Consider the following 13,603-nt stretch of genomic DNA (forward strand, 5'->3'; position numbering starts at 1 on the left):
GGCAATCCCATGCTCAAGTACTACGACACACTCCCCGAAGGCTTCACCCAGACCCCGCCCGGGCAGATCCATGAGCTGCTACCGGCGCCCACCCTGATTCACCTCCAGGGTCGGCGCGAGCCGCCGCTGTTCATTTCCGTACTATTGCACGGCAATGAGCCGGTGGGCCTGCAGGCCGTTCAAGCCCTGCTGCAAGACCTGCCTGCCTCCGGCTTGCCCCGCTCCCTCTACCTGTTTGTGGGCAATGTGCAAGCCGCCGCAAAGGGCGTGCGCCGCCTGCCGGGCCAGCCTGACTTCAATCGCGTCTGGCCGGGCACCGACCATCCGGAATGCGCGGAAACCGACCTGATGCGGCAGGTGGTGGACACCGTGACCCGGGGGCCGCTGTTCGCCAGCGTGGACGTGCACAACAATACCGGCCTGAACCCGCACTACGCCTGCGTGAACCGGCTGGACAACCGCTTCCTGCAGCTGGCCACCCTGTTTGGCCGGACCGTGGTGTACTTCATTCGCCCCCGGGGCGTGCAATCCATGGCCCTGGCCGCCCATTGCCCGGCAGTCACCCTGGAATGCGGCAAGCCGGAGGACGCCCACGGCATCGAGCATGCCCGGGATTACCTCCACGCCTGCCTGAATCTGGCGGACATCCCCGACTCTCCGGTGGCCCACCACGACCTGGATCTGTTCCACACGGTTGCCCAGGTGAAGGTCCCCGACTCCGTGAAGATCAGTTTCACCCCTGGCGAGGCCGAGCTGATCTTCGACCCGGACCTGGACCACATGAACTTTCGGGAACTGCCATCGGGCACCGTGCTGGCCAGGGTCAATTCAAGCCAGCCGCTGCACCTGCTGGCCCACGACGAGCAGGGCGTGGACGTCACTCCCCGCTATTTCGAAACCATCCGCGACCGCCTCGTGCTCACCCGCCGGGTGATGCCCTCCATGCTCACCCTGGACGAGACCATCATCCGCCAGGACTGCCTGTGCTACCTGATGGAGCGCATGGCACCGCCAGCCAGCCGTTAGGGGCCAGGGGACGGATTCAAATACGTCCCCATGGAGACTGGACTGCGGAGCCCCCATCAACGCCGGATCAAGGCCAGCCAGCGCCACATATTCAGCACCGAGGCCAACGCCGTGGCCACATAGGTGAAGGCGCAGGCAGTGAGGATGCGCCGGGCGGCGCGCTGATCCCGGGGCGGAATGTAGCCCATGGCCAGGATGGGCATGGCGCGGCGGTAACTGGCATCCAGCTCCACCGGCAGCGTCACCAGATGCACCAGGGCCGACACTCCGAAGGAAACCACCCCCACCAGGAGCACGAAACCAGCGCCCACCGGCGAGCGGGTCAGCACGGCCATCACCGGCACCAGCATCATCACCCAGGCCCCGATGCGTTCCGCCTGCTGGGCGGAACGCGCCAGGGTGGAACGAATCTGCAACGGCGCATAGCCCTCGGCATGCTGCAGCGCATGACCCACCTCGTGGGCAGCCACTGTCACGGCGGTGAGTGAACGGCCATCATGGTTCTGCGGCGACAGACGCACGGCGCGGGCCTGGGGATCATAATGATCGCCTGCCTCGGTCACTTCCACGATCACATCGTTCAGGCCTCGTCGATCCAGCAGATGCCGCGCCAGCTCACCGCCGGTACCCGGAAAATCCTCACGCTCGTCGCTGTAATGACGCAGAACCGAACGGGCAATGAAGGCCGGCAGGAAGAACAACGCCAGCAACAGGGTAAGAGCCAGAAAGACCACCACGGCGGTCGCACTCCCGGAATGCACACGGCATCAGTCTACAACGGACACAGCCCGTCACCGAAGAAACCCGCATCCGGGTGTGGGGGCTGGGCAGGACCGGCGTGGGCGGTCGGTCACCCCAAGGCCAGGTCGATGGCGATCAGGGCAATGAAGCCGATCAGTACACCCAGGGTCGCCTTGGCCTCGTGGCCCTTGCGGTGGGATTCCGGGATGATCTCGTGACTGATCACGAAGAGCATGGCACCCGCCGCAAAGGCCAGTCCCCAGGGCAGCAGGAATTCCATCACCGAAACCGCTGTCGCCCCAATCAGCCCGCCCACCGGCTGCACCAGCCCGGTCAACAGGGTCACACCGAAGGCTGTGGCCTTGCTGTAGCCCAGCGACAACAGGGCAATGGCGACCACCAGCCCCTCGGGCATGTTCTGCAGGCCGATGGCCACGGCCAGGGTCATGCCGTCACTGACATCGCCGCCGAAACCCACCCCCACCGCCAGCCCTTCGGGCAGGTTATGCAGGGCAATGGCGAAGATGAACAGGTACACGCGGCGGATCTTCATGGGGTCGGCACCGCTCTGAGGGCCGATCATGAAGTGCTCATGGGGCACCAGCCGGTGCAGCAACAACAGGAAGCCGCCGCCCAGTCCCATGCCCACCGCCAGCACCATGATGGCCATGCCCACGGCGCCATACTGAGCCTCGGCACCCTCCACGGCGGGCAGCACCAACTCAAAGGCGGTGGCCGCCAGCATCACCCCGGCGCCGAAGCCCATCATGGCATCCTCCACCGACTGGGGGATGCGGCGCAGGAAGAAAATGGGGATGGCCCCCACGGCGGTGAATAGCCCGGCCACCAGACTGGCGAGAAGGCCGATCTGGATGGTTCCCATGCCCGAAACCCAGTCCTCGATCCGGGGCCAGGTCACCGAGACCATGAGAATGAACAGCACCAGGACCACCAGCGAGATGGTCACGCCCGGCCAGGACACCCGTGCGCCGTCCTGAATCACTTCCACCTTGGATTGGTTCATGCGAGATTCCATCAATGGGATCAAAATAACCCCATCATGATAACGTGATCAGGCAAGCCCCTCATCCAACGCATTCCCCTCAGTCAATCAGATCAAGGCGCAACCTGCCCTCGGTCTCCCATTGCCGCAGACGCGCCTGGGCTTCTTCCGGGGCCAGTCCACCCTGCTCCATCAGGACCTCGCTCAGGGCCGTGCGTACCCCCTCGCCCAGGGTCTTGGCATTGCCACAGGCATAAAGCACGGCGTTCCTGGCGTGCAGCCACTCCCACAGGGTCCGGGCCTCGGCACGCATGCGATCCTGCACGTATCCGCCCCCATCAGGATCACGGGAAAACGCCGTATCCAGGCGGGTGAGCACCCCCGCGGCCCGCCACCGCTCCAGTTGTTCGCCATGGAAATAATCGCCGGCCCGCTTGCGGTTACCGAAGATCAGCCAGGCGGGCCCCGAGCGCAGCCCCTGGGCCTGTTCCTCCAGGAAACCCACGAAGGGGGCGATGCCGCAGCCGGCGGCGATCATGATCATGGGACGGGCGGGGTCTTCGGGCGGATTGAAATCCGGATGGGGACGCAGGGTGGCATCCAGGGTGTCGCCCTCTTTCAAACCACGGCAGAGCAGGCCCGAGGCCTTGCCCCAGCAATCATTGCCCTTGGCGTCCTGGCGGGTCGTCAAGGCCACCGTGAGCAATAACCGACGTGGATCCACCTCGCTGCTGCTGCCGATGGAATAGGGACGCCCCGGCTCCCCTTCCCCGGGGGCCACAAGCAGCAGGTCACCCGGACGGAAGGTCAGGGGTTCCGCGCTGCGCCAGTCCAGGCTCCACACCTCGTGAGTGACAGGGTCGTCGGGATCATTGAGTTGCTGGCGCCGCTTGAGCGTGAGCGTGACAGGTTGATCCCCTCGAGGGGCTTCCACGGCACCGGGGGTAACGCCCACATCCTCGCCCACATCCTGCAACCAGCGCGTCCAGGGCTCGGCCGGCTCGCGGTCCACCCTGACCAGAGGCAGGCACTCTTCTGCACCGGCCTGCCGCAGGGCATCGCGCAGGGTGAGGCCGCCGGCACAAAAGTGCGTGTAGCTGGAATCCCCCAGGGCCAGCACGGCGAACCGCACGCCCTTCAGGTTCGCACCCTCAAGTGCCTTGAGAAAACTACGGGCCGGCTCCGGCACCTGACCGTCTCCGGCGGTGGAGGCAATCAGGTACACCCGTCTGAAGGCCTTGAGTTCAGAGGCGTCGAGCCCCGCCAGGGACGCACCCATCACCCGGGCGCCGCCATCACGCAGGGCTTCGGTGGTGGCCTGCGCCAGTCGCGCCGCCGTACCCGTCTGGCTGGCCCAGGCCACCAGGATATCGGCGTCCGCGTCGCCGGTACGACGTCGGGACTGCAGTCCGCGCCGCCCCCAGGAAACCAGCCCGGTCAACATCAGCACCATGAGCAACGCCGAAGCCAGCAGGTTCAGGGCACCCGACCAGCCGCCAGCCCAGGTCCCCTCGTGCAGTTCCGTGACCAGACCGGGATAACGCCCCACCTGAGTCACATGGTCACGCGTCACCACAAAGGCGACCGCTTCGCCTCCGGCCTGGCCATTGATGGCCACGGCCGCGGTCTGCATGCGCCGGGCATCCCGGACATGGGTGAGCCCCCCCTCCTGGACGGCCCGCTCAATGGCCTGAGCCATGGGCATGTGCCCCTGATCGCGGTCCACCGCAGGGAACTGTGGCGTACCCAAGGAGAGGGCCATCATCACCCCAGTGGCCGACACCATGAGCACCAAGGGAAACCCCACCCAGCCCAGCACCGTGTGCCAACCCACCAGGGTGTGGCGCAAACGGGGCCAGGACAGCAGGGGGCCAACGATGATCACCAGCACCATCAGATAGGTGGCAATGTCCACGACGATGTCCAGGTCCAGCAGCAGGTGCTTGTGCAGGTGCTGTACGGTATGGAAGAAATCGGCGCCGATGGCGCGTTCCTCCAGACGCTGACCGGTCTCCATCTGGAAGGCGTGCCATTCCCGCTGCCCCTGGCGACTGAACTCCACCAGGGCGATGCCCGGTTCCTCGAACTCCAACGCCCGTGAACGAGCCTGGGGATCGACCCGGGCAAGGACCTGCAGCAGCCTTTCCACCTCCACCGGCTCCTGGGCCTCAGGGCCGGAAGACGCGTCCTTGATCATGGGGGCAAAGGAGAGGATGGCGCCGGTGACGATGATCAGCGCAAAAAGCGGCAATAGCAGCAACGTCAACCAACGATGCGACCAGACCAGAATCTTCTTGATCATGAAACACCTCTACCACCAGGGCGCAGACGATCCACCTACCCATCAATCTACCGCACACCGCAAGCAAGCGCCGGCCTCTCAGCCATGGCCTGCCGCACCAGGTTCATTGTCCGGCATGTGCCCCCATCCATGCACGGGGTCGATGGCCTGGCGGCTGGATATCGTGGTGTTCGGAGCCCTGGCCGGGCGCTTCTTGAAACGCCCCTACGGTTTTATCAAAGCCACTAGGCCTCCGACGGCGCCTTCTGATGCGAGCCTCCGGATAAAGCCATCGAAGGCAACAGGTCCTGCCATTGAGCCAGTGCGGCCTCGGGACGGTTACCGTCCATTTCAATGCGGGATACCAGGGCCTTTGCACCACAGGATCGCAGCCAGACATCCAGATCCCGCCCAAAGGCGCAGAAATGGGGATAGCCGCGATCACCCAGCGCCAGCAGCGCATACTCCAGCGTGCTCAGATCCGGGCATTGTCGTTCCATCAAGCTGACAAAGGGTCGGGCCGGCGCAGGTGCCTCACCCTCACCGAAGGTGGAGGCGATGAACAACACGCGCCCCATGTCCTTGAGGTCATTCGGGGTCAGCGTGCCCAGTGGGTGGACTGCCACGGCAAGGCCGGCGGCCTGTAACGCCTCGGCCGTCTTCCAGGCCTGGGTCTGGGCGTTGCCGGTCTGGCTGGCAAAGACCACATGGATGCGCTCGCCCTCCCCGCCGCTGCTGTCGCCCGAGGGCTTCAGTCCGGCCTGAAGCAGGGCCGACCGGGCCACCTGGGCCTTGCGGCGGCGATCGATGTACAGCACCAGCCCCGTGATGGCAAACAGGGGCATGATCAGGCTGGCCACCATCATGGCGATGCGGCCGGGCATGCCGAAGAACGAGCCACTGTGCAGCGGCAGCATGCTGGACATGAGCTTTTCATTCAGGGGACGGTCCGCATAGCGGACATGGTTTTGCACGTCGCCGGTGCCGGCCGCCAGGGTCAGGCGGTTCCAGGCCCGCTCATGGGCCGGCCGGGGGTCGAAATACATGAACTGATAGTCTCCCCCCGGCTGGGGCAGACGCAGGGTGGCGGTGGAATAGCCCAGCGGGGCCACTTGCTCGAAGGTCTGCCAGATGGCGTTCACCTGATCAAGGCGGTCACCGGGGGCCTCTTCCCCGGCCCGGCCACCGGTATCGCCTTCCTGTGTGCGCTGTGGGGGAGCCTGACGCACCGGCATGGGGACGCCGCTGAGTTCATGCAGACCCGCCCGGTACCAGTCATAGGACCAGTACAGACCCGTCAGGGCCGCCAGCAGGTACAGAGGCAACACCCAGGTACCCACCACCCCATGCATGCTGGAGACGAACCCGCGCCCCGAGCGGCGAAAACTGAAAGTGAACCAACCGGCCAGGGCCTTCCAGGACCGGGGCCAGCGCAGGTAGATGCCCGACAGCACCAGGATCATCAGCATGATGGTGGCCGCCCCGGTGATCTGCTTTCCCACATCCCCCATCAGCAGCCAGCGATGCAGGCGCTGCAGGGTGCGGAAGAAGGCCTGCCCCTTGAGTTCGGCGCCGATCAGTTCACCGGTGTAGGGATTGAAGTAGTGATTGACCCCGCGGCGGGCCTGAGGCCCGTCACCGGCCACGTTCACGGTGGCCGCATCCCGGGGGTCGGAGGACAGGCGCAGGGCATTGATCTGCCGTTCCGGCAGGACCTCTTGGGCCTGTCGCAGCAAGGCCTCCGGAGACAGGCGTTGTGTGTCCAGGGGCTCCACCCGCAGGACATCACTGTTGATGGCGCGGATGATCTCCCGCTCGAAGGTCAACATTCCCCCGGTCACGCCGAGGATGATCAGCACGACACCGACCGTGATGCCCATGAACCAGTGAAGCTGGAACCAGAGTGTGCGTAGCATGAAAGAGTGCGCCTGCGTATCAAGAGGGAAAGGCGAGAAACCACTGCTGAATAGAGTGAGCCCCGTGGGAGCCGGCCTGCCGGCGAATGTCTCAGCCGGGTACTTTCCGTCCAGTTCATTCGCGGCCGAGGGCCGCTCCCACAGGGACTTGCCCGCTTCAAATCAGAAGTCGTAGGTGGCGGACAGCCACAGACTCCGCCGGTCCAGATACACCCCATCGGTAGCCCGGCCGGTCTGGGTATAGCGATAGGCATGGAAGGTCTGACCGCCATGCTCATAGCTGTCCGATGCACCAAAGTCCTTGTCCAGCAGGTTGTAGACGGTGCCGGTCAGGCGCACCCGGTCGGACATGCGATAGGTGGCGCCCAGATTGAACACGGCATAGCTGTCCAGCTTGTTACCCAGTTGCTGATACAGGGAAAGGTTCTGACCTGAGGTGGGCAGCCCGCCGCTAAAGCGTTCGCGGGAGGAATAGAACTCCCCGTCCAGGCGGGCCGACAGCCGGTCGCTGACATCCCACAGCAGTCGGGTGGTCAGGGCGTGCTCCGGCGTGTTGGTCAGCAGCAGGCCTTTCTGGTCACCGGAGCGGATCTCGGTGTCCGTGTAGGTATAGCCGCCACTGATCTCCCAGGCCGGTGCAAAGCGATAACGGGCACTCAGTTCCACGCCCTGGGAAATCGCGCGGTCGATGTTCACGGACTGGGCGAAGTCTTCCTGCTCGGTGAAGTTGCCGATGCTCAGGCAGCCCGGCGTCCTGGCATGCGGCTGGTTGCCGTTCTCATCCACGTACTGGCAATTGAGGATCGCCTCGCCGGTGGCGATCCGATCGGTGAAGCGGGTATGGAAGAGAGTGACATCCGCCGACAGACCGGCCCGGTTGTCAAAGCTCGCGCCCAGCTCGTAGTTGGTGGTCTTTTCCGGCTTGAGGTGGGGAGAACCGATGGTGATCGTGCGCCCCTGATTGGTGAAACCGGTAATGCCGTCATGAAGCTGGTTCAGGGTGGGGGTCTTGTACCCCCGACCAACACCACCCTTCAGGGTCCACTGATCATCGGCATTCCAGACCAGGTAGGCGCGGGGGCTGAAGTGTCCGTCGAAGGCGTCATGATTTTCATAGCGGCCCCCCAGGGTGAGGGCCAGATCATGTCTGAGCCACCATTCGTCCTCGACGAAGACCGACCAGTTGCTCTGCTCGAAGGCCTGGCTGCCTGCCGCGCCGTCTTCCAGCCAGGAATCCACATACTGTCCACCCAGGGTCAGCATGTGATCCCCGGCGGGCATCACCCACTTGCCGTCCACCACCAGGTCACGGTTCTCCAACAGACGGGGTTCGCCACCCACGGCCTCATAGCCATAGTCCGGCGCACTGCCTGCGGGCAAGGTGCGCCCCAGGGTCTCCGTGGTGATGCGGGTCACACTGCCTTCCAGGGTGCCGGCCTCGAAATGGCCGCGATAACCCAGCACCGCCTGGTCCCGGTTGAAGCGCAGCTCATCCTCATAGCCCCAGACCGTGCCGGGCTCTGGGGCACAGGTATTGCGGTTGGTGCCATCCAGTGTGCCCAGACGGCAGTTTTCGTTGGAATAGGTCTGCCGGGCACGTTCCAGATCCAGCCAGACCTGCTGATCGTCCACGGGCGTCAGGGTCAGACGACCGCCCAGGGAGTGGATCCGCGCCTCCGGCGGTCGGGGATCGCGCCCGGCGCTGTCCTCGATCAACCGGTCCGAGGCATCCCGGTCGAACAGGCGCCCACGCAACTGCAGACCCAACCGGTCTTCAACCAGAGGCCCGGTGGTGAAGAGGCTGATGCTGGAGCTGTTACCGGCACTGCGGTCTTCCTGGAAGGTGTTTTCCACCGTAACGCTGGCCCCCCACTGTCGGCTGACCGGGCGGGTGATGATGTTGATCACCCCACCCATGGCGTCCGATCCATACAGGGTGGACATGGGGCCACGGATCACCTCGATGCGCTCGATGGCCGACAGCGGCGGCAGGAAGCTGGTGGAGGTCTCGCCGAAGCCATTGGGGGTGACATTGCCGGAGGTGTTCTGGCGGCGGCCATCGATGAGGATCAGGGTGTATTCACTGGGCAGACCGCGGATGCCGATGTTCATTCCGCCGGTCTTGCCGGTGCCCGCCCGAACATCCACCCCCGGCACATCCGCCAGGGCCTCGGCCAGATTGGAAAAACGCTTCTGCTCCAGATCCTCCCGGGTCACCACCGAGATGCTGGCGGGGGCATCCCGCAACGCCTGCTCAAAACCCGCGGCACTGATGACGGTGATCTCGTCCAGCTGGAGGGTTTCCGCAGCCAGGACGGAACCGGCCATGCTCCCCAGGGCCAGGGCCACGGCGGTCTTGAGCATCAGGGGACGAAGGATCGGGAATGAAGATGCCGAAGGTCGGACGGGTGAAACCATGACGTAAAAACTCCCATTTCATGCGGATTGAACTGTTCTGGCAGGCTGCATGCCCTGACCTGACGACATCCCGCGTCGGGGACAGGACTGACTGGCTGACAGCAACAGGAGGAAGAAATAAGGGTGCGAATGTTAATCGATATCAATTAATATTATCAGCGCCCGCTCTCCTCCCACCGACACGCGCGGCGCATCTTCACACAATCTCCACAATCCTCATGGACTTCCCGACGACGGCATGTCTGCTATCCCGATAAACCAACCCGACATCCACCCCACGACACGCGCCCATGTCCTGGTGGTGGAAGACGAACCCAAGATCGCCGCCCTGCTTTCGGATTACCTGCATCAGGAGCACTACACGGTCAGCCTGCTGGACAGCGGGCTGCCGGTCATGGACAAGGTCCGCACCGATCCCCCCAGCCTGATCCTGCTGGACATCATGCTGCCCGACATGGACGGGATGGGCCTGTGCCGGGAGATCCGGCGCATCTCCGCCGTACCCATCATCATGCTCACCGCCCGGATCGAGGAAGCCGATCGGCTCAGGGGCTTTGAACTGGGCGCGGATGACTATGTCTGCAAGCCTTTCAGCCCCCGGGAGGTCATGGCCCGGGTCCGGGCCCTGCTGCGCCGGGTGGGACAAGAGCCGATACCAACGTCGATGCACACCCAGGATGCCTTGGGACTGCATCTTGAACCCACGCGTCACCGGGCCGTGTTCAACGGCCGGGAACTCACCCTCACCCCCGTGGAATTTCGTCTGCTGCAACAGTTGCATGATCAGCCGAACACCGTCCTGAGCCGGGAAGACCTGCTCGACGGTCTCTACGATGACCATAGGGTGGTAACGGCACGCACGGTGGATAGCCACATCAAGAACCTGCGCAGGAAACTGCAGGCTGCAGCGCCGGGACACCCGCTGATCCAGGCAGTCTATGGCGTCGGCTACCGCTTCACTTCCTTGGCACCCTGAAGCTTTGGCTCAACTCCACCCACCCGCTCCTGGGCTGCGCACCAAGCTGTTTCTCGCCATGGTGATCACCTTCGCCATCCTGACCCTGGCCATCATGGGCGCCACGCGCCTGAGCTTCCAGCACGGACTGGCGGGTTATCTGGCGCAAGTGGAGCAGGAACAGGCGCACAATTTCACCCACACCCTGGCGGCGTATTACCGGGTCAACGGCAGTTGGGAGCCCCTGGTACAGAATCCGCGCCTATGGGGGCGCCTGCAGCGGATGGCCGACGGCGCGCCGCCCGCTTATCCGTCCGAAGACGCAGTGCTCCAGGATCTGATCCGGCGGCCGGGACGTCTTGCACTGCTGGACGAGACGGGCCACAGGCTGATCGGACCGCCCCTGCCGTTCCCGGACGAGGGCAAGCGTTACCCGGTGCAGGTGCACGGCACCACCGTGGGCATCCTGTATGTGATGCCGTCCACCCACATCACCGACGGGCTGGCCCAGCAGTTCGAGCGCCAGCAGGAACGGATCCTGGGTCTCATCGGCCTGATCGCCCTGCTGGTGGCCGCCATCGCCTCCTACCTGCTGGCCAACCGCCTGCTGGGTCCGCTGCAGGCCCTGACGGGCGGCACCCGCGCACTGACCACGGGCGACTACTCGGCCCGGGTACAGCTGCGCACCCGGGATGAATTCCAGGCCCTGGCCGACGACTTCAACCAGCTGGCCGCCACCCTGGAGCAGAATGAAGCGGCCAGGCGCCGCTGGATCGCCGACATCTCCCATGAACTACGTACCCCCCTGTCGGTACTGCGGGGAGAAATGGAGGCGCTGGAAGACGGCATCCGCACGCTGGACATGCAGGCCCTCCAGTCACTGCAGGCGGAGGCGGCCCTGCTGGGAAAACTGGTGGATGATCTCTATCAGCTGGCCCTGTGCGATGTGGGCTCCCTGGACTGTCACCGGGAAACCGTGGACATGACCGCCCTGCTGCGGGAGATCGTGGCCCAGCACCAGACCCGTTTCACTCAGCAACGGCTGACCATCACCCAGGCACTGCTGCCGGCCCCGGCCTTCGTCCAGGCCGACCCGACCCGCCTGAAGCAGTTGCTGAACAACCTGCTGGAAAACACCCTGCGTTACACGGACCCGGGCGGCAGACTGCATGTGGAGACCCGGCAAAAGGATCGGCAGCTCATCATCACCCTGGATGACACCGCCCCCGGCGTGCCCGCGGACGCCCTGCCCCTGCTGTTCGAACACCTGTTCCGGGTGGAGCCGTCCCGCAGCCGGCGCCACGGTGGCGCGGGCCTGGGTCTGGCCCTGTGCCGGCGCATCGTGGAAGGTCACGGGGGGCGGATCACCGCCGCGCCCTCCCCGCTGGGCGGCCTGCGAATCAGCGTCTGCCTGCCGCTGACCAGGCCGTGACCGGAAAGCGGGTTTTCACCACCAGTCCACCACACCGTGCCCAGGCAACAGGCGATAGCGCCATATGCCGTCCGGGTATGCCGACTGCAGGAGGGCGGCAGTAAAGAAGAAAGGGGTAGGTAGCAGCATCCAAGGGGAACACCGCACCGGGTCAAATCGGGCACGAATGCCTGTAGTATTGAGGCCTGAGGCCACAACACAGATTGGAGCACAGGCATGGCGAACGAAGGCTATCACGAGCCCATTGACGAACTCAGCGACGAGACCCGCGACATGCACCGGGCCATCGTCTCGCTGATGGAAGAACTGGAAGCGGTGGATTGGTACAACCAGCGCATCGACGCCTGCAAGGATGCCGAACTCCGGTCCATCCTCCAGCACAACGCCGACGAGGAGAAAGAGCACGCCGCCATGGTTCTGGAATGGATTCGTCGGCGCGACCCGGTCTTCGACAAGGAACTACGCGACTGGCTGTTCACCGACAAGAAGCTGGATCACTGAGGCGACCGCCTCAATGGACGACCCGCGGCTTTCCCAGGCGGCCTGCCATGGTTGACGCATGGGCTTGAGAAAGGTGTTTGAGGGCGGGGCCTGAGGAAATGGTGGTGGTGGTGTTTCCCACCCCCAATCGCCGATCACCGGATGAGGAAGTACCGCCAGGGTGGCTTTGACGCCCTGCTGCCCAAGCCACGCCAGGATCGTGGCCAGCCCCGGCGCCTGTCAGCGGTCGTCACCGAGGCCCTGATCGCCCTGACGGAGGAACATGCCTCCTGGTCCGTGCGCCAGTTCTCGGTTGTCCTGTGTCCCAGGACATGGGACAGGCTTCGTCGCGGAACAGTGATGACGGCAAGCGATGGATCACGATCATGGTACGGCTCTCGCTGAGCGCTGCCGTAGTCGTGCTTGCTCGTCCCGGCCAGCCCGGACTATAATGGTGGCAAATGGACTGGGAGTGCCCGGTCGGCGTCTGAGCTTCGGTGAGTGTCATCGAGGCTCTTCGCTTTTCTGGGGGAAGCGTTTTAATCCCCACTGCTCGTAGCCCACCCCGGCATTCTGCCTGCCGCCCTGGCAGTAGAATTTCTGCTTGAGTGTTTCGAAGGCACGGTTGTTCTGCTCAGGCCTCAGGATGTGCAGCCCGATGGGGCGAGCCACCAGGTCTGCCAGCTGTAGCCCAGCCGAATTTGCCTTCTTGTCGGCAAAGCGGATGTCGAAGTTGAAGGCCTTGTTCAGGCGGTTATGGCCATCACACAGGCGGCGAAACTCAAGCTCCAGCTCGTCATCTTCCCTGCGACCACGCCGCTCGACCACAACATGCGTCACCCTGTCCTCTTGCCTCTCCTCGGCAAGAAACTCATAGAGGCTCTCCAGGCAAAACCCCAGCGCGAGGTGATAGGGGTTTTCTGACTCGGCTTGCTGTGGTGTCAACCGAGCCTTCTCGATCACACAGCTGACCAGGATGAATTGACTGGTATTGATGATGCCCGTCAATTCATCGAGAAATGCCTGTTTGTGCTCGCGATTCCTGAAAAACGTGAAGTCGCCATTCTCCTTGCGAATTTCATGCTCGTGAAGAATAACCAGATCATGGCCAAAGTGGCGGAACTTGAACTTCTGCAGCTCAGAAACGACGGTCTCGCTGTAATAGCACTTGTGAAAGATACAGAAGGCCAATACAAAAACCGGGTAATGAGGATCAAGTGACTGCAAGCCATGATCGCCGCTTTCGTCCACGTAGACGATGTAGTCGCTAAAATTGTCCATAGCTGATTGCGTAGACCGCTGAAGGTTGCCACCCATTCCACGTGAAGCCTGCCACCCGGACCGGGGCAAA

At 64.0% G+C, this 13,603-nt stretch carries 11 protein-coding genes; 5 read left to right on the forward strand and 6 right to left on the reverse strand.

Annotated elements, in window-relative coordinates:
- The first annotated feature begins 9 nt into the window (after positions 1 to 9).
- Positions 10 to 1,026 carry a M14 family metallopeptidase gene (locus tag ECTHA_RS0104750; RefSeq protein ID WP_025282386.1) on the forward strand — a complete coding sequence of 339 codons (1,017 nt, stop codon included), beginning with the start codon at positions 10 to 12 and terminating at the stop codon, positions 1,024 to 1,026.
- Positions 1,027 to 1,082: 56 nt separating this feature from the next.
- Here the strand turns inward: ECTHA_RS0104750 and ECTHA_RS0104755 are convergent, their stop codons facing one another.
- From ECTHA_RS0104755 to ECTHA_RS0104775, 5 genes are all read right to left on the reverse strand, one after another.
- Positions 1,083 to 1,760, reverse strand: a complete 678-nt coding sequence (locus ECTHA_RS0104755) for a zinc metallopeptidase (RefSeq protein WP_025282387.1) — start codon at positions 1,758 to 1,760, stop codon at positions 1,083 to 1,085.
- A gap of 116 nt (positions 1,761 to 1,876) precedes the next feature.
- Positions 1,877 to 2,791, reverse strand: a complete 915-nt coding sequence (locus ECTHA_RS0104760) for a ZIP family metal transporter (protein ID WP_025282388.1) — start codon at positions 2,789 to 2,791, stop codon at positions 1,877 to 1,879.
- Positions 2,792 to 2,870: 79 nt separating this feature from the next.
- Complete coding sequence (locus ECTHA_RS0104765) at positions 2,871 to 5,072, reverse strand: PepSY domain-containing protein (protein ID WP_025282389.1); 2,202 nt, start codon at positions 5,070 to 5,072, stop codon at positions 2,871 to 2,873.
- A gap of 224 nt (positions 5,073 to 5,296) precedes the next feature.
- Positions 5,297 to 6,967 carry a PepSY domain-containing protein gene (locus ECTHA_RS17125; RefSeq protein ID WP_029762582.1) on the reverse strand — a complete coding sequence of 557 codons (1,671 nt, stop codon included), beginning with the start codon at positions 6,965 to 6,967 and terminating at the stop codon, positions 5,297 to 5,299.
- A gap of 162 nt (positions 6,968 to 7,129) precedes the next feature.
- The gene (locus tag ECTHA_RS0104775) at positions 7,130 to 9,331 is read right to left on the reverse strand and encodes a TonB-dependent receptor domain-containing protein (protein WP_025282390.1); all 2,202 of its coding nucleotides are present in this window, start codon (positions 9,329 to 9,331) and stop codon (positions 7,130 to 7,132) included.
- 292 nt (positions 9,332 to 9,623) lie between these two features.
- Here ECTHA_RS0104775 and ECTHA_RS0104780 point away from each other — a divergent pair, with 292 nt between their 5' ends.
- The 4 genes from ECTHA_RS0104780 (at position 9,624) to ECTHA_RS19830 (ending at position 12,657) form a co-directional block, all read left to right on the forward strand.
- The gene (locus tag ECTHA_RS0104780) at positions 9,624 to 10,361 is read left to right on the forward strand and encodes a response regulator (protein ID WP_025282391.1); all 738 of its coding nucleotides are present in this window, start codon (positions 9,624 to 9,626) and stop codon (positions 10,359 to 10,361) included.
- Between the two features lie 58 nt (positions 10,362 to 10,419).
- A complete protein-coding gene (locus ECTHA_RS0104785; RefSeq protein WP_051582575.1) occupies positions 10,420 to 11,772 on the forward strand; it encodes an ATP-binding protein in 1,353 nt (450 codons plus the stop codon).
- A 216-nt stretch (positions 11,773 to 11,988) separates the two neighbouring features.
- Complete coding sequence (locus ECTHA_RS0104790) at positions 11,989 to 12,273, forward strand: encapsulin-associated ferritin-like protein (protein WP_025282393.1); 285 nt, start codon at positions 11,989 to 11,991, stop codon at positions 12,271 to 12,273.
- 141 nt (positions 12,274 to 12,414) lie between these two features.
- Entirely contained in the window at positions 12,415 to 12,657 is a 243-nt protein-coding gene (locus ECTHA_RS19830) for a helix-turn-helix domain-containing protein (RefSeq protein WP_128571940.1), read from the forward strand.
- 99 nt (positions 12,658 to 12,756) lie between these two features.
- Here the strand turns inward: ECTHA_RS19830 and ECTHA_RS0104795 are convergent.
- Positions 12,757 to 13,603: DUF3800 domain-containing protein (locus tag ECTHA_RS0104795; RefSeq protein ID WP_244875613.1), on the reverse strand; the 847-nt coding region annotated here is incomplete at its 5' end.

This window comes from Ectothiorhodospira haloalkaliphila ATCC 51935, assembly GCF_000633935.1.
Classification (GTDB): Bacteria; Pseudomonadota; Gammaproteobacteria; order Ectothiorhodospirales; family Ectothiorhodospiraceae; genus Ectothiorhodospira; species Ectothiorhodospira haloalkaliphila.